A 21,965-nucleotide genomic window follows, 5' to 3' on the forward strand; every position below is an offset into this window, starting at 1 on the left:
CTCCTTAAACGGAAAAGAGTAAGAAATCAGCAATGATTTTTTACTCTTTTTCAACGCGCGAAAAAGTTTAAATATTAAGAAAATATAGGATCGGCAATCCGTGTTGCAAGGAAAGAATTTTTTTCCGTCGTCTTTCGGATTCACGCGGCATCATGCGGCCAAAAAACGGGGAGAACCGCGGGGTGTTCGTGGCGGTTGGGCGTTTCTTGGGCGTTCCGGGAAAAAGGATATGCTATAATGATACAGACATCATTTTTCAACGGGGGCGTTTCTTCGTGGACCAAGGAAAAATGGGCGCGTTAAAGAAGGAAAGTTTGGAAAGGGAGCGGATTTGGACCAAGGACTTCGTCCTGATCTGCCTTGCCAATTTTTTTGTGTTTTTGGGCTTCCAAATGACATTGCCCACTTTGCCGTTATATGTGGAACATCTCGGCGGGAATGACCAGCTCATCGGTCTGGTCGTCGGCATTTTTACCTTGTCCGCCCTTGCCGTCCGTCCGTATGCCGGTCATGCCCTCGAATCGAGGGGAAGGGGGATGGTTTATTTGACCGGGCTGGCCATTTTCGTCATTTCCGTAGGATCCTACAGTTTGATTACTAGCCTTCTCCTCCTGTTTGCCATGCGGATCGTTCAAGGGGCCGGCTGGGGATTGTCGACGACGGCCGCCGGCACGATCGCGACGGATCTGATTCCCGCTTCCAGAAGGGGAGAAGGACTGGGGTATTACGGGCTCTCCGGCAATCTCGCCTTGGCCTTCGGTCCCTCTCTCGGGCTAGTGCTGACGGAGCACATATCCTTTCCTTTATTGTTTTCCATATGCGCGGCTTTGGGGTTGACGGCCTTTTTATTGTCTTCCCTGATTCGGTATAAGAAGGTGGAATGGCAGCCGGGGAAGGCCGCCGCCGTGAAGTGGGATTTTTATGAAAAGAACGCTTTAAAACCTTCCCTTCTCATCTTTTTCATTACGGTCACATTCGGGGGAATCGCGACCTTCCTTCCTTTATACACCCACGAGAAGGGGGTTGCGGGCATTCAATGGTATTTTATCATTTATGCCGCAGCCCTCATGCTGTCCAGGATCTTTTCCGGAAAGATTTATGACCGCAGGGGCCATATTGCGGTTTTTCTGCCCGGCACCGCGCTGATTTGTGCGGCCATGCTCCTGCTCTCATGGCTCCCGAACAGTCTGGCGTTGTTCACCGCGGCTTTCCTTTACGGAATGGGATTCGGTGCGGTTCAGCCCGCCCTGCAGGCCTGGGCGGTCGGAAGTTCGCCGAAAAACCGCCGGGGAATGGCGAACGCCACCTTTTTCTCCTTTTTTGATCTGGGAATCGGGATCGGGGCCATGACCTTCGGCCAAATCGGCCATTGGCTGGGCTACCGGGACATCTATCTCACCGCGGCATTTTCCGTACTCGTATCGATGGGGATGTACCTTTGGATCCTGCGAAATGAAAAACCATCCCGGGCGGCATAAAGCAGGCCGGAACATTTCGGGTTCATCTTGCGAAAAGGGGAATGGGCTTCCGTCGCTGGGCGATTCCGTATTTGTAGGCAAAACCCCTTCGTTGGTAAGTGTTCGTTAGCGCATTCACCAATGAAGGGGCCTCCGTGCCTTCGCCTTGTCGCCATTTGTCGAAAAATGCTATATTAATAGCGAATAAAACATTTGCGAGGTTTTCCGAAAATGAATTCCCGCTGGCAGAAATTGATACAAGTACTAAATTCAAATGAAGGTCCTTTTACGAGTTCCCAGCTGGCATCCATATTGCAAGTCAGTTCGAAAACCGTCCGAAATGATATTAAAGATATAAATAATTTATTGAAAAATTATAAAGCGGAGATTGAATCTTATCGCGGCACCGGCTACAAACTTCGAATCGACGATGAAGAAACGTTCAAAAAATTTTGGCAAACCTATGAAACGGAAAAACCGTTTGTACCGACGGAGTCGGAAGACCGCGTCCGCTATATCATGGAAAAATTGCTTCTCCAGCCCGATTACGTAAAAATGGAAGAACTCGCAGATGAACTATTTATCAGCCGTTCCACCTTACAGAGCGACCTAAAGACTGTCCGCCACATCCTCAGCAAATATCATTTAAAGCTTGAGCAAAGGCCCTACTATGGTTTAAAAGTATTGGGCGATGAAATGCAAATCCGTTTTTGCATCTCCCAGTATATATTTAATGATCATCACAGTATCGTCGATCAGACCGAGAACTGGATTTCCATTATTCCGAAAGAAGAGCTGGTAACGATTAAAAATGTTATTCTATCAAAATTGCGGAAATATAATATTATTATTTCCGATATCAGCCTGCATAACCTGATCACTCATATTGCCATCGCATGTAAGCGGATTCGCGAGGAAAAAGTGGTCAGGATGGTCAACGAAGAAATAAAGCAGCTGGAAAATCAAAAGGAATTTTTCGTAGCGAAAGAAATTGTGAAAGACATTGAAGCACGGCTTCATGTATCGTTCCCGAAAAATGAAGTGGCCTATATATCCATTCACTTGCAAGGTACAAAAATGGTTCCACCACAACTAAAAAGCGAAGAAATAAATGCATTCATTGATGAGGAAATACAAAGTATCGCCCAGGAAATGGTCAAAAAAATCGATGACAAGTACAGCTTGCATTTGAACGGGGACGAGGAATTGCTCATGGCGTTATGCCTGCATTTAAAGCCGGCGATCAATCGGCTAAAATATAAAATGAATTTGAGAAATCCGCTCTTAGAGGAAATAAAGACGAAATATCCCCTTTCTTTCGAAGCGGCCGTCATCGGTTCCGAAGTGTTGGAGGAACGGTTTCATGTAAAAATTGACGAGAAATCGGGTATATTGCCCTCCATATTGAAGTCGCGTTAGAAAGGCAAAAAAAGAGGAAGAACAAAACCCCCCGCTGTTTAATTGTCTGCGCATCGGGATTGGGAACCGCGCAGCTCCTTTTTTACAAATTAAAAAATAAATTTAACGAAGAGCTGGATATTATCGGGACGACGGAATATTATAATTTGAATCAACAATCCTTCAACCATATCGATTTTATTATCAGCACCGTTCCGATCAAAGAAAAATTGCCCGTCCCTGTGATTCAAGTAAGCTCCATTTTAGGGGAAAGCGACGTAAAAAAGATTGAAAAGGTGATGAATCATGAAGTTTCGGTGATCGATCAGTACTTGCGGGAACGGTACACTTTTTTACAGATGGATTTTACGACGCCTGTGGAAGTTATCCGTTTTTTGGGTAATAAACTGATGGAAGACAAAAAGGTTAACAATCAATATATCGATTCCGTACTGGAGCGGGAAAAATTTTCACCGACCAGCTTCGGCAATTTAGTGGCCATCCCGCATCCGATTGAACCGCAAACCGATGAAACGTTTTGGTGCATCGTAACGTTGACGAAACCGATTTCATGGGGAAATCGTCCCGTTCAATTGGTGTTCTTGCTGAATGTGGATAAAAATAAAAAAGACAGTTTAAAACCGATGTATCAGGTATTGGTAAAGCTGCTGGACAATGTCCCGCTCATCCATCGGCTGTTGCAATGCCAAACGTTTGAAGCTTTTAAGAATGCGTTGAAAGGCCAATGAGTCGGAGGGCAATATCGGAAGCCGGACGCCGATCGGAATTTGCAGAGTTTTTTGTTTATGTACAAGATAGACAAATGAAATTTTATGATAAATGAACGGGAACAGAGATCCGAGAAGTAGACGCCGGACAGAAAAGGAGATGGACACATTGGAAAATACGGAAATAATTATGGAAATCATCGCCAATGGCGGCAATGCCCGAAGTAAAGCGATGAAGGCCATTCAGCTGGCCCAGGAAGGAAAATTTGACGAGGCCAAACAGCTGATCGGCCAAGCGGATGAGGATTTCCTGCATGCCCATCGCGCGCAAACCGGCCTTATCCAAGAAGAGGTCCGCGGCAAGAAGACGGAAGTGAGCCTTCTAATGGTCCATGCCCAGGACCACCTGATGAACGCTTTGACGGTGAGGGATTTGGCAAAAGAGATTATTACTCTGTACGAAACGATTGAACAACTAAAAAAGAAAAAGGCGGCTGAAACTGCGGAGGAGCCGTGCGGTTGCCCGGCTAATAAGTAAAAATTTTAGCACGCGGTTAAAAGAGCGGGCAGCTTGTTTGGCTCATACATATAAGTGTTGCAATGTCTGTTACAAAATCTGGAAAACTAATGATCGCTCCCTTGCAAAACCGACAAAATGAATATGTCTGCCAAGTTTGTTTAAAACCATAGGACTGCTTTATTCGAATCGTAATCCGTATGATGAATATGATGTAGAAAATCATGGCATGAATAGACAGGAGTGAGTCAAAGCCGGTTTTATACCTTTGCTTCAAGGCTGTACCCACAAGCAAAAAATATTAGCCGATTTACAAAAATTATTTTGTGCAACGGAAAGCTATCATTTTCTGGGTTTGGAAAATGATGGCTTTTTTTATAATCATCAATCTATTTACTTTCAATGATAGAAGACCTGTGAATGCTTCAATAAAGGAGAATACCCCTTCGAAAACCGGCAAGAAATTGCCATTAATAATGGAAAATCATCCTCTGTAATTGTCAGCGTTTTCATATCACAATAAAGATAGCAGCAAGAGGTTACGGATAGAAAAGAAGGGGTTGTAGAATTTGAAGAATATCGACGTAATTATGGATATCATTGTACATGCCGGCAATGCCCGCAGCAAAGCCATGAATGCAATCAAGTTGGCGGCTGAACAACAGATCGACTCGGCCAAAAAGTTAATCGAGGAAGCGGGAAAGGACCTGGTGAACGCCCATCAGGTACAAACGCATCTCATACAGGAGGAAACGAGGGGGAATAAGACGGAAGTAAGTCTGTTTATGGTTCATGCCCAAGATCACCTTATGAATGCGATAACAATTAAGGATCTAGCTTCTGAAATTATCCGTTTGCATGAAATCATTCAAGAACAACTACTAAAATAATGCGCTAATCCATTTATAAGGGGGAATAGTGGTGAAAAAAATTTTACTCGTTTGTGCTGCCGGGATGTCGACCAGTTTGTTGGTAACTAAAATGGAAGCCGCGGCAAAGGCAAAAGGATTGGATGTAGAAATTTCTGCAAGTGCAGGCGGAGATCTTTCAAAGGAGGTGGAAGATATCGACATTCTCCTGCTCGGTCCGCAAATAAGCTTTAAAAAAGATGAGTATCAGAAAAAATACGGAGACAAAATTCCAATTGAAGTGATTGACCCGGTCGATTACGGCATGATGAACGGGGAAAAAGTATTGGATCAAGCGTTAAAACTGATTGAAGGAAAGTAATTGCTTCGATGGCGATTAAGGGTAATGAAGAATAAAAAATGGAGGGAAACATATGAACCTAAATATGGAGGGACTGCAAAATAAGATTTTGCCGGTTGCAACGAAAATTTCTAACAATAAATATTTAAGTTCCATAACCGATGGTTTGTCATCCGTTTTGCCGGCAATTCTTGTGGGTGCTATTTGTACTTTGCTCAACAATTTACCATGGGATCCTTATCAAAAACTTCTTGACTCCATCGGAATCAAACCTTATCTATCCATTGCCGTTAACTTTACAACAGATATTATCGCCTTGCTGGCTGTATACTTTATCGCAATGAATTTGGTGAGAAAATTTGATATGGATGGTGCTATTGCCGGATCCTTTGGTATTATATCATTCCTCATCCTTACACCGTTACAGAAGGTAGAAAGTGATGGCACGGTTTCAAATCTCATACCGTTCACATGGTTAGGCGCAACGGGATTATTTGTGGCCATCATACTCGGTCTTTCCGTTGGGAGGCTTTACGTCGCAATTATTAAAAAAGGATTGATTATTAAAATGCCTGAAGGCGTTCCGCCAACAATTACAAAATCTTTTGCCGGGCTGATTCCGGGATTTATCATTATCGGACTCGTTTTGATCGTGAAATTCATTTTTGATTGTACGCCTTATGGAAGTTTGCATCAGTTTATTTACACGTTTATTCAAACTCCTTTGCAAGGATTGGGCGGAAGCATATGGTCATATCTGTTGGTCATGTTTTTAGCACATTTTCTTTGGCTGTTCGGCATCCATGGCATGATGGTAGTTTTGTCAGTGATGATGCCGATATGGATGGCTTTAGACTTGGAAAATCTTAATGCTTATAATGCCGGGGAACCTCTTCCGAATATTGTCGGGCTTGCCTTTTGTATGGTATACACCTTGCTTGGAGGTTCCGGGGCCACATTAGGATTGAACTTATTGATGCTGTTTCGTTCAAAAAGCAAACGTTATAAAACTTTAGGCAGATTAGCCATTCCCGCAGGGATCTGCGGAATCAATGAACCGATTATTTTTGGAACGCCGATCATCTTAAATCCGTTATTGGCCATCCCCTTTATACTGGCACCTCTTACCTTATCGATTCTTGCTTATATTGCAACGGTTATCGGTCTTGTCCCGCATTTAATGGGAGCCCAATTGCCTTTGGGTGTACCGATTATTGCTTCTGGATTTTTACAAGGCAGCTGGAGAATAGTCATTTTACAAATCGTTCTCGTGTTTGTGGCCACGGCGATTTATTATCCCTTCTATAAAATAGCCGAAAAGAAAGCTGTTGAAGAAGAAACGCAAGGGGAAAAAACAAACTGAAGACGCTAACTTCCAATTGATCAGGAGGTGTTTGACTTGCGAAACCATCCATTGAAACCGTTTCCGAAAGACTTTTTATGGGGCGCATCTACTTCTGCCTATCAAGTGGAAGGGGCATGGAACGAGGACGGAAAAGGGCCTTCGGTCATGGATGTGGCCGAGCATCCAAAAGAAGTGACGGATTTTAAAGTGGCGAGTGATCATTACCACCGCTATAAAGAAGATATCGCCTTGTTCGCCGAATTGGGCTTAAAAGCGTACCGTTTTTCCATATCATGGTCTCGCATTTTCCCGGAAGGCACCGGCGAAGTAAATCAAAAGGGCATCGATTTTTATAATAACCTCATCAACGAATTGAAAAAACACCATATTGAACCGGTTGTGACGATGTATCATTTCGATTTGCCCTATGCCTTGCAAAAGAAAGGCGGATGGCTGAATCGGGAAACCATTGACGCCTATGAAAACTATGCGAAAACATTATTTGAAAACTTTGGAGATCGGGTGAAATATTGGTTGACCATCAATGAACAAAACGTAATGATTCTGTTCGGTGAACTTCTTGGGACCGTTGATCGCAATGCGGAAAATCCGAAGAAAGAGCTGTATCAGCAAAACCATCATATGTTCGTGGCCCAAGCGAAGGCGATGATTTTGTGCCACAGGATGCTGCCGGATGCCAAAATCGGTCCTGCACCGAACATTTCCGCCGTATACCCGATCAGTCCGCAACCGGAAGATGTGTTGGCCGCCCATACATTCAGCTCGCTCCGGAATTGGCTATATTTGGACGCGGCGGTTTTTGGCCGCTACAACAGCACGGTGTGGAGTTATCTGGAAAAGAAACAGGCCATACCAGAGATTCAAGACGGGGACATGGCTATTTTAAAAGAGGCCAAACCGGATTTCATTGCTTTCAATTATTATAGTACGATGACCGTGGGGGCAAATTTGCCCCAAAAAGTGTCCAATAATAAAAGGGAAGACCAGCAAATGGCTTTCGAAGAACCAGGGTTTTTCAAAGGCCATCCGAATCCGAATTTACCCAAAACAGAGTATGGATGGGAAATCGATCCGGTGGGTTTGAGGACGACATTAAGGGAAATATATGAACGCTATCATCTTCCTCTCCTGATTACGGAAAACGGTCTCGGCGCTCAGGACCGATTGGAAGAAGGCGATGTTGTAAACGATGATTATCGGATCGATTATTTGCAAAAACATATTGAACAATGCCGCCTTGCCTTGGATGACGGAGTGGAATTGATCGGTTACTGCCCTTGGTCCGCCATTGATTTAGTCAGCACTCATCAAGGAATAAGCAAACGTTACGGATTCATTTATGTGAACCGCGATGAATTTGATTTAAAAGATTTGCGGAGGATTCCAAAGAAAAGCTTTTATTGGTACAAAAAAGTCATTGCCTCCAACGGCGAAGATTTGGCCAATGAATAAAAGTCTTTAAGAATATTAAACCTCCCCGGAAGACAGTACGTACAAACTGTCCAGAAGGGGAGGATTTTTTTGAAAATCATCGCTTTTGTTCTTAACTAAGCCAATTGAAGGTGATCTGGCATTCTTTTGAAAAATCGCTAAGAGCACTGAAAAACGGCAGATCAAATCTGCCCCTTAAACCCAGTGGCAAAGAATGGCTTGATTGACTGTATGCCTATTAAGATTCCATCCCTGTTTTCCGTCCGCTTAATAATAGAAAACCAATTTTTTCATATCCCCCACTCGAACCACCTCCCGTGCCCGGCCGTTTTTCCGATCGTTTTTTCGACTTTTTGGCCGTTGATGAAATAATCGAGATGAAGTTCGCCGTCTGCGATGTTGTTGTATAAATGGAAGACATCCCGTCTTTTCCCGATCGTTTCCATTTCCTTCAACAATCGGATTTTCCCTTCCGGGGGGATTTGATTGGCCACATGGGTATGGAAGACGCAAAGGGCGGAATCGGCGGGGATTTGGCCGGCGATGCGGGGAAGAAGCGCCACGCCGTCACCTTCGATCAAATGTAAGGCCGCTTCTTTTGCCAGCCGGGAAGCCTTGAAAAATAATTCCCTTCTTTCCTCGTGTTCAGGCCAGATCAAGGCCAAAAGCCACAATTCGTCCTCGGGATCGGACAGATCAAGGATATGCAGATCCAAGCCGATGCGATGGCTGACCGGGGGCGGGTCCTTTTCCATGAAGGGAAAATTGCCTCCGCGGATTTCCCCGCGGATCCGGATTTCGGAGCTTGCGTTTCCGAAAACTTCGCCCGTTCCGTAGGAATAGCTGTATTGATCCCATAACAGCAGCAGGCCGGCGCTCGTGCCAATTTCGATGCAGGCCAACGGTTTCGCCGCGGTCCGGTAAATATGGCAAAAGGCCGGATACAGATACGCGCAGCGTCCCACTTCATTGGTTTGCACCAATTTCGACTGGAGAAGGGAAATGATTTCCTCCCGGTACATGCGGCAAAAGTCTTTAAAGGGAAGAAAAGCCTCCTCTTTGTTTCGGGGATTGGCCGTCAGGCTCGGATAGTATTCCCGCAATTCATGACCGCTTCCTTTCAGCAAAAGGTAATGAACCGTTCCGAAAAGCAAATTGGGGACGGGCTGGCCTTTCTTGGCGAACGAACAAAGGGCCAGCAGTTCCCCGTCTTCGGCAATCGCGAGCGATAATTGTTCATAGAGCCCGCTCGAACCTCGGCATTCCTCGGCGGCGAAGCGTCGAAACCGCACGGCCATCATCTCCAAATTCATCGTTCCACGCTCCTGAAAATAGCAATTTTATAAAATTTTCCATTATTATAACATATCCGGCACGGACCTTTTTCCCAACCGCAGACGGATAATCCGGCGGCCGCAAAAAGGAAAACCAATTTTTTCGCCTCATCGGCATTCCCGCCTCCGGCAACAGTATCCAGTCCGCAAGCCCCAATCCTGTATTTTCTTGTTACAAAAGCATTTTTTGCTTAAGATAGTTGAAACAACAGTCACCGATTTTGCAATCACATAATGTATAGTGTCCGGACAATAAAAAAAGCTCAAGGAGGATCGATATGTCAAACAACAAATGGATGAATGATTTTTATGACATGGTTGAGGCAGGGGGAACGAGCCGCTTATCCAAACAAACCTTGGCCAATATTCTCGTCATTTTAGCCCTGATTACCCAAGTCGGGATCATTCGCATCCTATTTGAAGAAGCAGAGAAGCTGGAAGAAGCCATTGAAGAGACATTCAAGAAAAAGCATTCCCGCAAACACGATGGCGATAAATGCGAAAAAGACGATAAAGACGATAAAGACGATGATCTGAAAGGCATCACGGAACTTAATAAGTCCGTCGCAGAGGTGCTCGAACAGCTTTGCTGCCTGAAAGAAGCCGTCGTCGATGAATTGAAATTGGGATTTAAATTGCTCGATTAGAGGGGATTGTTTTCCCCTCTTTTTTATTTTATTTGTGGGAATGGGAATCTTTTATCCTTCAAAAATTGATAAACTGTTGTTGGAATCCGATGGGCCACGGTAACAGTGGGCATGATCAGTACATATTCTATTCTGTTATTGTGGATATTTTCAATACAATGGGTAAGATTCGCTGCCGGCAATTTTTAAAAGAGGGTGACGGCGGCAACTATCGCCCTTTAACGGCTCAGGTTTTTTTGATTTCCATGTAAAAAGCCGTTAAAAATTTCCGCACGTTTATTCGGCACTTCGTTGTCTTTTCTCCCGCTTCGAGTTCGTTCATGCGCTTCCGGATTTCGGCAAAATCAAACAGCCGGGGGGCGAAGTGCTCGAACGTGGGGTTCGTGTAGTCGGTGAGCCCGAGGGAGGACAAATGGGTAAAGGCTTGCAGCACGATGCGGCGGATTCGCTGTTCCATCGCGCGGACTTCTTTTTGTACGGCCGGTTTGTCATGACGGGGGCCGTGGGTTTTTTCCACAAGTTCCGTGTATAATTCTTTTAAAGGAGGCAGTTCGTGAACGGTCCGTCCCTGCTTTTCCCGCTCCGCCATCCAGCGCATGATCAGCAATAAATCGGACGCCCCCGTTTCCCCGGCAATGCCCAGCAAAAGAAGGAGATGCTGCGCCTTTTGTTCCAGCGGCGTTTGTCCGGTTTGATGCGAAGGGGAGGTTTCCGCTTCCTGATCCAACGTCTGCAACAGCTGCCGGATCGAGTCGAGGGAGTGGGCGATCGAGAGATGTTCCGCCACCCGCTTCAATACCGCCGCCACTTCGTGGCGGTTGATCGGCTTTTGGATGTACGTATCGACGCCGTGAAGGTATGCCTGCCCGACCATTTCTTTATTTTCCACTTGGGAAATCATGACAAACTGTCCGGTAAACCCTTCCTCTTTTAATTTTTTCATCGTTTGGATGCCGTCGCGTCCAGGCATCAGCAAATCGATCAGCACGACGTCGACGGAATACAATTGGTTCGCAGATACGTCCAAGCCGTCTTCCGCTTGTCCGACGACTTCCCCGAGCCGGTTTTCCGCAATGATTTTTTCCAGCATTTTTCGCACGACGGCGTCATCCTCAATGAGAAAAAAGCGGAGCGGCATTACTTGCGTTCCTCCTTTCGCAACAGCTGGCCGGTGGGAATGGAAAGGCGGAATATCGTTTGTCCGGGTCTGCTGCTGACAAGCCGGATCTGTCCTTGGAGGCTTTGCACGATGTCCCGCGCATGGGTGAGGCCGATTCCCGTTGACGGGTTCCCGTGAGGATCGTATTTGGTCGTGAAACCGGGATGAAAAATCCAGTCGGCATCTTCCTTCGCGATACCGGTTCCGGAGTCCGTCACCTCAAAGACGAGATCGCTTTGTTTCAATTCCGCCTGCAGATGAATCGTGCCGGCGGACGGAATGGCTTCCACGGCGTTGGCGACTAAATTGTTCAAAACGGAGAGCAGGGCGTAGACGTGATCGGTCGACAAATCGGCCCGGCACGCATGGGTGAACCGGATCTTTTTCCCCAACAGTTCGGCGAATTTTTCGTTCGCGCGCATAACCATGCCGCAAAGTTCGCTGATCGGAAGCCGGCGCCGCAGCGGTTCTTGTCCGATCAATTTCGACAGGCCCGAGAAAATGCGCTGCGCATCCTTTTTTACTTCATGGATATGCTCGGCGATGACGAGGGCGGAATGGGGATCGGCTTTTTTTCCTTCCAAGAGGAGCGAGTACAGGTCATAACTCTTCCGGGTGATTTCTTCCATGTATGCGATCGATTTTTGCAAGTAAAAGGTTTCCTCATACAGCCCCGTATTGATCATCACAAGGCGTTCCAGTTCCTGTTGCCGCGCTTCCCCTATAGCGCGAAGATGCCTGATCATGAAAATATTGTACAGGCCGATGACGCTGAAGCTACGCAAAATCCCGAACAGCATCATCATCGCCACGTTCTGGTAAGTCAGCGCGAACGGTTCGCCGAAGAAATGTCGGAAAGCGAGTTCGACCGCGTTGGAAGTGAAATCCAAAGCGGCGCCAAGAAACCCGGCGCGAATCGGCCAGTCCATGTAACGGCGGAAGTTGATGATTTTGGCAAGCAACGCGAAGCTCATGTAATAAAAAGCGGCCGGCAGATGGACAGGGAGGCTGCCGGCGAAGGTTTCCCCCGTCAGCATGTCCAGGGCGATGCGGAATCCGGTCACGAAAAATCCTGTACAAACGCCGATGAAAATCGGCGAAATCGTCGTGAAGGAAATGAGTCCGAAAAAAAATACGGCGCTTCCCAATGAAAAGCGGAACGAATTATTGAACGGCGTTACTTTCATTTCCCCGAAAAATGCGGCAGCCAAGATCAGAAACACCGCGCCCAAAAACGGCTCACGCGTCGTTTTCCCCTTTGTCACACATCTTTCACCATCCCCTTTCTATTATATAACAGATGGGCGGTGAATTTTTATAATTAATTTTTCTGGAAAAAATTGCCGCTTTAGCGCTGTTTATATTCAAGCCTTCTGGAAACGAGGGACAGGGAATAATTGACGGCAAAATACATGAACGCGACGAGGAGAAAAATCGGTATCACGTAATTGACACTCCTCCCGTTAATGATTTGCGCGTGGTTCATCAGCTCCGGAAGGGAGATAACGATCGCCAGCGACGTGTCTTTCAGCAAGGAAATGAATTGGCTGACGATCGGCGGCACCATGCGGCGCAATGCTTGCGGCAAGACGATATGCCATAGCGTTTGGATATAGGAGAGGCCGGATGAGCGCGCCGCTTCGATCTGTCCTTTGTCGATCGAGTTCAATCCTCCGCGGACGATTTCCGACAGCATCGCCGATTCGAACACGACGAGGGCGGCAATGGCCGCGTAAAATTTGTCAAGCTTTAATCCCACTTCCGGCAGCGCGAAATAGGTAAAGAAAATAATCAAAAGAAGCGGAAGATTGCGGATCGTTTCGACGATGACGGCGAAAAGCTGGGAAACGCCGGGGATTTTTGTGTAGCGGATCACTCCGATGATGATCCCGAAGATGAAACTAAAAAATATGGAAATAAACGCAACTTCCAATGTCACCAAAAATCCTTCCAGCAAAAATGCGAGATGCGCCGGGGAGTATGCGCCGATAAAGTCCATTTGTCCATCCCTCCTCGTATTATCGGCTTTTGGCCAGGCGCCGTTCCAAATATCCGACGCCGAGGCTGAGCGGGATCGTCAGGACAAGGTAAAACAATGCGACGAAAATGTAAACGTCAAAGGTAACAAACGTATCCGACGAGATTAAATCGCCGAAATACATGAGGTCCAGCCCGGCAATGACGCCTAAAACGGACGAGTTTTTCACGAGATTAAGAAATTGGTTGCCGAGCGGCGGAATGACGATTTTGATCGCCTGCGGCAAGACGATATGGCGCATCGTCTGCAAATAGGTCAATCCGGACGAGCGTGCCGCCTCCGTCTGCCCTTTCGGAACGGCAAGGATTCCCGACCGGATGACTTCGGCGATAAAAGAGGCGGTGTAGACCATCAAGCCTAACGTGCCCGCAGTAAACGGATCAAAGCGGATGCCTATGGCGGGCAGACCGACAAAAAAGAAGAAAACGATTAAAACGAGGGGAATGTTGCGGATGAATTCCACATAGGCCGCTCCCAGCCAGTTCAGCGGCCGGATCGGCGCAATCCGGAAAATGGCGATGATGATGCCGATGATCAGGCTTCCGATGAGGGCAAGGACGCTGGCCTTTAACGTATTGGCAAACCCTTGCATGTACATGTCCCAATGCTCGAGCAAAATCGAAAATCGGAGCACGCTGCTTCCACCTCTTTCCTGTCTGAAGATGAAACAGATGAGCGAAAACAAGCGCCGCCCATCTGTTCTTTCCATTTATTCCTGCGGTTTTTTCCCGATCCATTTTTCATAGATCCTGTCGTACTCGCCGTTTTCTCTGATTTCCTTTAAGTATTCGTTGATGACCTGCAATAATTCCGTGTTCCCTTTGCGGACGGCGATGCCGTAGGGTTCTTCGGTAAAGGTTTCGTCAAGGACGCGATAGTTCGGGTCTTGTTTGGCCATCCCCATAAGCAGCGCGTTATCCGTCGTGAGGGCGTCGCCTTGTCCCGATCTTAGCGCCGTGAACGCCTCGGCGTAGTTTTCAAACTCCAATACATTCACGTCCGGCGCCGCTTTGCGGATGTTTTGCGCGGAGGTCGAACCTTTTGCCGTCAGTACGGTCATTCCTTTTTTCAAATCTTTCACGCTGTTGATCTTGCTGTCTTTTTTGACGAGCAACGATTGGCCGGCCATGAAATACACATCGGAGAAATCGACTTCCTTTTTCCGCTCTTCGGTGATCGTCATCGTCGCGATGATCGCGTCGATATCGCCGTTGTTCAGCATCGGAATCCGCGTTTTGGATGTCACTTCTTTTAGTTCGATTTTGTTTTCGTCCCCGAGAATTTTTTTCGCCAACCCTTTGGCGATATCGATATCAAATCCTTCCACTTCACCGGTTTCCGGATTTTTTAAACCGAACAGGTTCAAATCATATTTGACGCCGACAATCAGTTTGCCGCGCTGTTTGATGGCTTCCAGCGCGTCGGTTTCCGCCGATTTTCCCCCGTTCCCGTTGGTCTTTGACGATTCGCCGCCGCAGCCGGCCAAGGCGATGCCCAATAGCGCGGCAAGGGCAAGGGCGGCCCAAAATTTCCAAAAGGATTTGATTTTCATAATAAAACCTCCTTGTTAATGGTTAAGAATGCGGCCCAAAAATAAAATTGAAGGCCGAAGGCGTGCCGCCTGCTTTGATTAATGGTTGAAAATACGGCTTCCCGGCAAAACAGGAGAAGGGACGAATCGATGACCTGCTTTGATTAATGGTTGAGAATACGGCCCAAAAATACTTTGGCGCGCTCTTCTTTCGGATTGGAGAAAAATTCCTCCGGAGGGGCTTCTTCCAAAATGCGCCCCTGATCGATAAAGACGATGCGGTCCGCGACCTCACGGGCGAATCCCATTTCGTGGGTGACGACGGCCATCGTCATTCCCTCTTTGGCCAATTGTTTCATGACATCGAGCACTTCGCCGATCGTTTCCGGGTCAAGGGCCGACGTCGGCTCGTCAAATAACATGATTTTCGGTTTCATCGCCAATCCTCGGGCGATCGCGACCCGCTGCTGCTGCCCGCCGGACAATTCGGACGGATAGGCGTTGGCTTTCTCCGGGATTCCGACTTTCTCCAGGTAGTACATGGCCGTTTCTTTCGCCTCTTTTTCCGGGATGCGGAGCACTTTCCGCGGCGCCAGCGTAATATTTTGCAGGACCGTCATATGCGGGTACAAATTGAAATGTTGGAAAACCATGCCGATATTGCGCCGCAGCCGGTTGATGTCGACCTTTTTGTCATTGACTTTCACATTGTCGACGATGAGTTCCCCGCTTGTAATCGTTTCCAATCGGTTGATGCAACGGACGAGCGTGCTTTTTCCCGAACCGGACGGGCCGATGATGACGACGACTTCCCCTTGATGGATGGTTAAGTTGATATCTTTCAGCACGTGGAAATCGCCATAGTATTTGTTCACTTGATGAAAATAGATCAACAAACCTCCCCCTCATTCGAAAATGTGTATCTTTTCTAAATTTATTGTAAATACCGCCTACCGAAAACGACGAAAACCAACGGAAATCTACTGCATCGCCATCGGATTCCGCAGGATTTTTATCTTTTTCTGCCCGGCCGCCACGGGTATTGGGAGGAATCGGCGCCGGATGAAAGGAAGAGGGGGGGCTCATATTGGGTGGAATGGGAGACGGATAAAAGAAAGGGGGGAGGCTCTCAGGCCAAAAACCGCGAGGGTCCTGCTGCAAGCCGACGGTTCCCGGCAAGAAAGGAAAAGGCCCGTGCCCAAGGGTGCTCCGCCCGGCAGCGATCAAAGGTTCGGTGACCGCCGGGCGGAATCGTTTTCCGGCGGAACATGGCGGAAGCGGACAGGCATTTTTCCCCCGCAAGGGACATAAACTTATAGGTATCAATGCTTGATAGCGGCGAAAATGAAAAAGCATGGGGTGGTACCTGTGAGGATTCTTGACAAGATTGCCCAGGCGCGTATGGAAGAAGAAAAATTAAAATGGGAAGGAACCTTTGCCGAATATTTGGAGCTGTTAAAGGAAAAGCCGTGGATTGCCCAATCGGCCCATGCCAGAATATACAACATGATCAAAGATGCGGGCGTGGAAGAGGATGAGAACGGGAGGAAAAGGTACAAATTTTTCAGCGGCCATCTCTTCGGGCTGGAAGAGGCGCTGGAACGGCTGGTCGAAGAATATTTTCATCCGGCGGCCAAACGTTTGGATGTGCGCAAGCGGATCCTCCTGCTGATGGGGCCGGTCAGCGGCGGCAAATCCACATTGGTAAATTTGCTGAAGCGGGGCTTGGAAGCTTATACCCGGACGGAGAAAGGGGCGGTCTACGCCATCAAGGATTGTCCGATGCATGAAGATCCTCTCCACTTGATCCCGAACCATCTGCGGGAGGATTTTTATCAGGAGTTCGGGATCCGGATTGAAGGCAACCTGTCCCCTTTGAACATGATGCGGCTGGAACAGGAATTCGGCGGGAGAATCGAAGAAGTACCGGTGGAGCGGATCTTTTTTTCCGAAGACCGCCGCGTCGGCATCGGCACCTTCAGCCCGTCCGATCCGAAATCCCAGGACATCGCCGATTTAACGGGAAGCATCGACTTTTCCACGATCGCCCGATACGGCTCCGAATCCGATCCGCGCGCCTACCGTTTCGACGGGGAACTGAACAAGGCGAACCGGGGCCTGATGGAATTTCAGGAGATGCTGAAAAGCGATGAAAAATTTTTATGGCATCTGCTTTCCCTCACCCAGGAAGGGAATTTTAAAGCGGGGCGGTTTGCCCTGATTTCCGCCGATGAGATGATCATCGCCCATACGAACGAAACGGAGTACCGTTCCTTCATTGCCAATAAGAAAAACGAGGCCCTTCACTCCCGGATTATCGTCATGCCGATCCCCTATAATTTGAAGGTGAGCGAAGAAGAAAAGATCTATGAAAAAATGATCAAGGAGAGCGACGCCGCCGATGTCCATATCGCTCCCCACACGTTGAGGATCGCCGCCATGTTCACCGTTCTGACCCGGCTGAGGGAACCGAAACGGGGGGATATGGACCTGATCAAGAAAATGCGGCTGTATGACGGGGAAATGGTGGAGGGATTCAGCCAGGCGGACGCGGACGAACTCAAAAAAGAATTCGCCGATGAAGGCATGAGCGGCATCGATCCCCGCTATGTCATCAACCGGATTTCGTCCGCCATTATCCGGAAGGGGGTTCCCTCCATCAACGCCTTGGATGTGCTCCGGTCGCTGAAGGAAGGCCTGGATCAGCATCCTTCCATCACCCCCGAACTGAAGGAAAAATATTTGAATTTCATCTCCCTCGTCCGGAGGGAATACGATGAAATCGCCAAAAAAGAAGTCCAAAAGGCCTTTGTCTACTCCTACGAGGAATCGGCGAAAACCTTGATGGAAAATTATTTGGACAATGTGGAGGCATACTGCAACCGGACGAAATTGCGGGATCCGCTGACGGGCGAGGAAATCAACCCCGACGAAAAACTGATGCGGTCGATCGAAGAGCAGATCGGCATTTCCGAGAACGCGAAAAAGGCGTTCCGGGAAGAAATCCTGATCCGCATTTCCGCCTATGCGCGAAAGGGGAAAAAATTCGACTACAACAGCCATGACCGGCTGCGGGAGGCGATCCAGAAAAAACTGTTCGCCGATTTGAAGGATATCGTGAAGATCACCACCTCGACGAAAACCCCCGACGAGCAGCAGCTGAAGAAGATCAATGAAGTCATCGCCCGCCTCATCGACGAATACGGATACAACTCGATTTCCGCGAATGAATTGTTGAAATATGTCGGCAGCTTGTTAAACCGTTAACGGGTTCGCCTGTCATTCTCTCATTTTTGCTAAAGTAAAATGGCCGTTTTTCGTATGCACGGTTCCCGTACGATTGTTCGCTTCATCCAGATAAATCCACAGTTTCAAAATGCGGTATGCAGGGTTCCCCGTACGCCTGTTCACTCGCCCAATTTTTGCCTTGCTCCGGAAATTACCGGACGTTAACGGAATCGCACAGGAATGCGGGGGCGTGCCGGCGCGCCTTTCACGGTCTCACTCTTGATAATGCGAAAATACGCTCACAACAATCCTTTCATGGAAAAAGCTGCTCCTTTTCCCGCTTCCGGGGATCATCGGAGCAGCTTCCCGCCTTCCGTTCATGTTCCCTTTCCATTTTGATCGGCACCGCCGTTTTCTTCTTTGGCGACGACGGCGATCGTGCATCGGGAAATGCAGATCAATCGGCCCGTTTCGTCGGTGATGCGGATTTCCCAAACTTGGCTGCGCCGGCCGTGATGAAGGATTTTTCCTTCCGCGGTGACCTTCCCGTCCCTTTTTGGGCGGATATGGTTGGCGTTAATTTCCATGCCGAAACAAATTTCGTTTTCCGGATCGATGAGCTGGTGGGCGCCCACGCTCGCCACCGTTTCCGCCAGGGCGACGGAGGCCCCGCCGTGCAAATAGCCGAAGGGTTGGCGGGTCCGTTCGTCCACCGGCATGCTGGCACGCACGTAACCCTCATCCAACACTTCCAGCTCAATCCCTAACGCATCCATTAATGTCAAGCCTCTCCCCCCTTTTTCTATAGCCTTAATTCAAGAAAAAAGGGGAAAATCCTTTAAGTCCGGAAAATTTTGTTCAAAAACTGCCGAACAACAATTTTTTCCTTTCCCTTTCCCGCTTTTCTCTCTTCGAGCCCCAAAGGAGCAGCAAAAAGGCGGCGGCCAAAATGCCGCTCGTGATAAAAAAGACGGAGGAAATGCCGATATACCCGGAAATCACCCCGCCCGTCACAGGGCCGATGACGTTTCCGAGGAAGCGGAAACTGACCTGGTAGCCCTGGATTTCCCCCTGCACTTCCAAGGGAGCCACCAGGCGGACATAGGCCGTCGTGCACGGGATGATGCCGCCCATGCACATGCCGTAGAAAAAGCGCAAAATGACGAGCTGCCATAAGGAATGGACGAAGGCCATGGGCAGAAACAGGATGGCACCGGCCATCAACAAAAACTGAATGACCTTTTCATGGCCGATATGGTCGCCCAATCTTCCCCATTGGCGGGTCGCTAGCAGATTGCCGAAACCGGAGGCGGAAAAGGCCATCCCCGCCAAAAACGCGACGTTTTCCGCATGGGTGAGCTTATTCACATAAAGCGCCAGCAACGGTTGGATGGTGAAATTGGCCATTTGGACGAAAAAAGTGATCAGCATCATCGACAGCAGGACTTTTTTATGAAAGATGAACGAGATAACTTCTTTCCCGGTATAGGTTTTTTCCCTTTTCGCTTTTTCCGGCCGCTTCTTCTCTTTCACGCCGAAAAGGACGACCAATGTGGCGATGAAGATGACGACGGATGTGTAAACAAAGGTATATTGAAATCCGAAATGATCGGCCATCATTCCGCCGATTAACGGCCCGAACAAACTTCCCGTCACGTTCCCCGTCTGCAAAGTCCCGAGGACTTCACCGACGATTTTTTTCGGCGTCTGGGCGGCGATGAGGGCGAGGGAGGTGGGAATGAATCCCGTCACGGCGCCCATAAACAGCCGCAGGAGAAACAATTGGTGGACCGAATGCATAAATCCCATGAAAAAGATGCTGACCGCTATGCCCGTCCCCGTTATCAGCAAAATCGGTTTATAGCCGTATTTGTCGCCGATGCGTCCCCAGAACGGAGAGAAGAGGAAGGCGGTGATAAAGGTTACGCTGAAGACAAAACCTGCCCATTTTTGCACATACTCTTCACTGAAATTCCCCATCGTTTCAATGTACAGGGAAAGAAAAGGCATGATCATGGTGGTGCTGGAGGCCACTAAAAAATTCGCGACCCACAAAATGGACAAGTTTCGTTTCGAAGGAGAAATTTCCATCACCTTCTTTAAATATTTCGTTTCTCTAAATATTATAATATATGAAATGAAAACGGAAAAGGGGAGGGCAAGTCGTCGAGGGGGAGGGCATATTTCCGTCCGCGGCACAGCGGGCCTTCCGCCCAAGCCGGATGGGAATCGGCCGGCGTACGGCGGAGCAAAAGAGTGGGGCTTGCCGGTTTTTCGGAAAAGGGATTCCGAAAAAATGGAGATTGATCGTTTCACGGGGGGAATTCTGCCCCGGGTCAAACTACCCGATTCCGAAAAAATGGTGATTGATCGTCTCTGAAGAGATCCCGAAAGAAGGGTTCGTCCCTTTTCGGAACAGTTTCCGTTTGTATTATCCGGAGGGGAAAGACATGCGGAAGACAACGGATTCCGCTGGAAAAGTGCGTTCGGTCATAGGGGGAAAAAGCGGACAGTCATACTTTTAAGATTGGGAGGAGTTCCCATCGGCGTTCAAGGGACTTTGCCCCGAACCTGCTGCAAGGTCCCGAAAATTTGAACCCTTTCACGCGGCATTCGCGCAGTTTTCGCCTCCCGGTTCCGGCCATGCTTTTCGGACCGGGAAGTCCGTTTCAATTTCGCGGCGGGATGGCCAATCCTGTCCCGGTATCGGTGTCCGGCAAAAAGGGCCCGGATTTTGGACAAACCGTATCGGATGATGGACACGAAAAGGATGATGGACAATTTTCATTTGATGTTGGACGTTTTTTCCAGGATGATGGTTATTTTTTCTTTTATGATGAACAAAGTTTTTTTCATGATGAACGTACTTTTTCATATGTCGGACAAATCGTCGCGAATGTCGGACAGTGAACTTCGGTGTTGGACAATTTTTTTTAAATAATCAACATTCCGGTTCGGATGTTGGACAATCCGTCTTCTTATCAAAGATAAATGTTGAACATTTTTGCCATGATGTTGGACATATCGAATGGCTGATTGAATTTTTTCCAAAAATGTTGAACGTTTTTCCCCAGACGTTGAACGATCCAGCCGCGATGAAAGAACCGGTTGTCGACCAGGGCCGCCGAATGTTGGTCAAATCAATGTGGATTTTGAAATTGAACGGGACGGAATTTGTTGAAAAAAGATGTTTCTCTTCAACACCGCAAACCCGGCCTGAAAATTTTCCGCCAAACGGGGCTATATTTCCCCCCGGTCTTCGGCAGAAACCGGTCCGGTTGCCCATCCATGTATTTCTTGTTTCTTTATAGTAAAATAGCATTGGATTGGTTTTGCAAAACCGGCCGCGGCAGGGTGGAACGGTATCTGCCGCCGCGGGAATCCCGCAGATGTTCTTTCCATTTTTCCGCAAGTGCCGGGCGGAGATTGGAACGGACCGGGAAGATTGCCGGTACGGAAGGGGAAACGGCCCGATTTCGACCTGCCGTCTCCGATTGGCAAAGAAGATTGCCGGAAAGGATGTTGGCGATGGATTGGATTCTTGCCTTATTTCTCTATTTCCCCGAGGATAAAAGGGAATATATCCCCGCCGCCATCTCCTTCTCCATCTTTTTTATCGCCTGCGTTTTCACTTTCCTGTGGATCGTCCGTTATTCCAAAAAAGAAGAGGAGAAGGCGAAACATTTGGAAGAACAGGTGAAGAAATGGCAAGGGGAAGATAAGAAGGGTTGATGAAAGGGCGGGATCTCATTTGCGACGGTTCTTGATCCGGATCGATTGTTCCTTTGATCCCGCTTCTTGGCGGCTTGGGACAAGATTTGATTCGTTTTTTCCGAAAACCGCGGATGGATGGAATGGAAAGAGGAACGGTTTCTGCCCTTTTCCCGGAAACGTTGATTCCGCCTGCGATAGCGGCACCCTT

The 21,965-nt window shown here is 48.1% G+C and carries 22 protein-coding genes; 13 read left to right on the top strand and 9 right to left on the bottom strand.

From position 1 onward, the window contains the following. Nucleotides 1-290: 290 nt before the first annotated feature. From A3EQ_RS0111010 to A3EQ_RS0111040, 8 genes are all read left to right on the top strand, one after another. The gene (locus A3EQ_RS0111010; protein WP_026499904.1) at nucleotides 291-1,478 is read left to right on the top strand and encodes an MFS transporter; all 1,188 of its coding nucleotides are present in this window, start codon (nucleotides 291-293) and stop codon (nucleotides 1,476-1,478) included. A 210-nt stretch (nucleotides 1,479-1,688) separates the two neighbouring features. Beyond that, entirely contained in the window at nucleotides 1,689-2,876 is a 1,188-nt protein-coding gene (locus A3EQ_RS21715) for a BglG family transcription antiterminator (RefSeq protein WP_154652857.1), read from the top strand. A gap of 41 nt (nucleotides 2,877-2,917) precedes the next feature. Then, nucleotides 2,918-3,604: a PTS sugar transporter subunit IIA gene (locus A3EQ_RS21720; protein ID WP_280510707.1), complete on the top strand. Its 687-nt coding sequence runs from the start codon at nucleotides 2,918-2,920 to the stop codon at nucleotides 3,602-3,604. A 139-nt stretch (nucleotides 3,605-3,743) separates the two neighbouring features. Further along, entirely contained in the window at nucleotides 3,744-4,121 is a 378-nt protein-coding gene (locus A3EQ_RS20950) for a PTS lactose/cellobiose transporter subunit IIA (RefSeq protein ID WP_020155240.1), read from the top strand. Between the two features lie 548 nt (nucleotides 4,122-4,669). Next, nucleotides 4,670-4,990, top strand: coding sequence for a PTS lactose/cellobiose transporter subunit IIA (locus A3EQ_RS0111025; protein WP_020155241.1), 321 nt, complete (start codon nucleotides 4,670-4,672; stop codon nucleotides 4,988-4,990). A 31-nt stretch (nucleotides 4,991-5,021) separates the two neighbouring features. Next, nucleotides 5,022-5,330 carry a PTS sugar transporter subunit IIB gene (locus A3EQ_RS0111030; RefSeq protein ID WP_020155242.1) on the top strand — a complete coding sequence of 103 codons (309 nt, stop codon included), beginning with the start codon at nucleotides 5,022-5,024 and terminating at the stop codon, nucleotides 5,328-5,330. A gap of 52 nt (nucleotides 5,331-5,382) precedes the next feature. Beyond that, nucleotides 5,383-6,672, top strand: coding sequence for a PTS sugar transporter subunit IIC (locus A3EQ_RS0111035; protein ID WP_020155243.1), 1,290 nt, complete (start codon nucleotides 5,383-5,385; stop codon nucleotides 6,670-6,672). A gap of 36 nt (nucleotides 6,673-6,708) precedes the next feature. After that, the gene (locus tag A3EQ_RS0111040; RefSeq protein ID WP_020155244.1) at nucleotides 6,709-8,127 is read left to right on the top strand and encodes a glycoside hydrolase family 1 protein; all 1,419 of its coding nucleotides are present in this window, start codon (nucleotides 6,709-6,711) and stop codon (nucleotides 8,125-8,127) included. 269 nt (nucleotides 8,128-8,396) lie between these two features. Here the strand turns inward: A3EQ_RS0111040 and A3EQ_RS0111045 are convergent, their stop codons facing one another. Beyond that, nucleotides 8,397-9,419 (bottom strand): DUF2332 domain-containing protein, encoded by a 1,023-nt coding sequence (locus tag A3EQ_RS0111045; protein WP_020155245.1) that lies wholly within the window; start codon nucleotides 9,417-9,419, stop codon nucleotides 8,397-8,399. A 299-nt stretch (nucleotides 9,420-9,718) separates the two neighbouring features. Here A3EQ_RS0111045 and A3EQ_RS0111050 point away from each other — a divergent pair, with 299 nt between their 5' ends. After that, entirely contained in the window at nucleotides 9,719-10,087 is a 369-nt protein-coding gene (locus tag A3EQ_RS0111050; protein WP_020155246.1) for a hypothetical protein, read from the top strand. Nucleotides 10,088-10,313: 226 nt separating this feature from the next. Here the strand turns inward: A3EQ_RS0111050 and A3EQ_RS0111055 are convergent, their stop codons facing one another. From A3EQ_RS0111055 to A3EQ_RS0111080, 6 genes are all read right to left on the bottom strand, one after another. After that, nucleotides 10,314-11,225 carry a response regulator gene (locus A3EQ_RS0111055; RefSeq protein WP_020155247.1) on the bottom strand — a complete coding sequence of 304 codons (912 nt, stop codon included), beginning with the start codon at nucleotides 11,223-11,225 and terminating at the stop codon, nucleotides 10,314-10,316. Continuing rightward, nucleotides 11,225-12,433 carry an ATP-binding protein gene (locus A3EQ_RS0111060; RefSeq protein ID WP_051091416.1) on the bottom strand — a complete coding sequence of 403 codons (1,209 nt, stop codon included), beginning with the start codon at nucleotides 12,431-12,433 and terminating at the stop codon, nucleotides 11,225-11,227. The genes A3EQ_RS0111055 and A3EQ_RS0111060 overlap by 1 nt, the downstream gene beginning before the upstream one ends. Nucleotides 12,434-12,594: 161 nt before the next feature. Further along, complete coding sequence (locus A3EQ_RS0111065) at nucleotides 12,595-13,245, bottom strand: amino acid ABC transporter permease (protein ID WP_020155249.1); 651 nt, start codon at nucleotides 13,243-13,245, stop codon at nucleotides 12,595-12,597. 19 nt (nucleotides 13,246-13,264) lie between these two features. Next, nucleotides 13,265-13,918, bottom strand: a complete 654-nt coding sequence (locus A3EQ_RS0111070) for an amino acid ABC transporter permease (protein WP_020155250.1) — start codon at nucleotides 13,916-13,918, stop codon at nucleotides 13,265-13,267. A 75-nt stretch (nucleotides 13,919-13,993) separates the two neighbouring features. Then, the gene (locus A3EQ_RS0111075; protein WP_020155251.1) at nucleotides 13,994-14,836 is read right to left on the bottom strand and encodes an ABC transporter substrate-binding protein; all 843 of its coding nucleotides are present in this window, start codon (nucleotides 14,834-14,836) and stop codon (nucleotides 13,994-13,996) included. Between the two features lie 143 nt (nucleotides 14,837-14,979). Beyond that, nucleotides 14,980-15,708 carry an amino acid ABC transporter ATP-binding protein gene (locus A3EQ_RS0111080; RefSeq protein WP_020155252.1) on the bottom strand — a complete coding sequence of 243 codons (729 nt, stop codon included), beginning with the start codon at nucleotides 15,706-15,708 and terminating at the stop codon, nucleotides 14,980-14,982. A gap of 475 nt (nucleotides 15,709-16,183) precedes the next feature. Here A3EQ_RS0111080 and A3EQ_RS0111090 point away from each other — a divergent pair, with 475 nt between their 5' ends. Beyond that, nucleotides 16,184-18,082, top strand: a complete 1,899-nt coding sequence (locus A3EQ_RS0111090) for a PrkA family serine protein kinase (RefSeq protein ID WP_020155254.1) — start codon at nucleotides 16,184-16,186, stop codon at nucleotides 18,080-18,082. Between the two features lie 338 nt (nucleotides 18,083-18,420). On the opposite strand, the gene A3EQ_RS20955 is transcribed toward A3EQ_RS0111090, so the two are convergent. Beyond that, entirely contained in the window at nucleotides 18,421-18,819 is a 399-nt protein-coding gene (locus A3EQ_RS20955) for a hotdog fold thioesterase (protein WP_020155256.1), read from the bottom strand. An 82-nt stretch (nucleotides 18,820-18,901) separates the two neighbouring features. Next, the gene (locus tag A3EQ_RS0111105; RefSeq protein ID WP_040369334.1) at nucleotides 18,902-20,134 is read right to left on the bottom strand and encodes an MFS transporter; all 1,233 of its coding nucleotides are present in this window, start codon (nucleotides 20,132-20,134) and stop codon (nucleotides 18,902-18,904) included. A 594-nt stretch (nucleotides 20,135-20,728) separates the two neighbouring features. On the opposite strand from A3EQ_RS0111105, the gene A3EQ_RS22510 reads away from it, so the two are divergent. From A3EQ_RS22510 to A3EQ_RS0111130, 3 genes are all read left to right on the top strand, one after another. Beyond that, nucleotides 20,729-20,953, top strand: coding sequence for a hypothetical protein (locus tag A3EQ_RS22510; protein WP_154652858.1), 225 nt, complete (start codon nucleotides 20,729-20,731; stop codon nucleotides 20,951-20,953). Continuing rightward, the gene (locus A3EQ_RS22515) at nucleotides 20,950-21,354 is read left to right on the top strand and encodes a hypothetical protein (RefSeq protein WP_154652859.1); all 405 of its coding nucleotides are present in this window, start codon (nucleotides 20,950-20,952) and stop codon (nucleotides 21,352-21,354) included. The genes A3EQ_RS22510 and A3EQ_RS22515 overlap by 4 nt, the downstream gene beginning before the upstream one ends. A 208-nt stretch (nucleotides 21,355-21,562) precedes the next feature. Continuing rightward, nucleotides 21,563-21,775, top strand: coding sequence for a hypothetical protein (locus A3EQ_RS0111130; protein WP_026499906.1), 213 nt, complete (start codon nucleotides 21,563-21,565; stop codon nucleotides 21,773-21,775). Nucleotides 21,776-21,965 lie beyond the last annotated feature (190 nt).

Source organism: Caldibacillus debilis DSM 16016 (assembly GCF_000383875.1).
Lineage (GTDB): Bacteria > Bacillota > Bacilli > Bacillales > Caldibacillaceae > Caldibacillus > Caldibacillus debilis.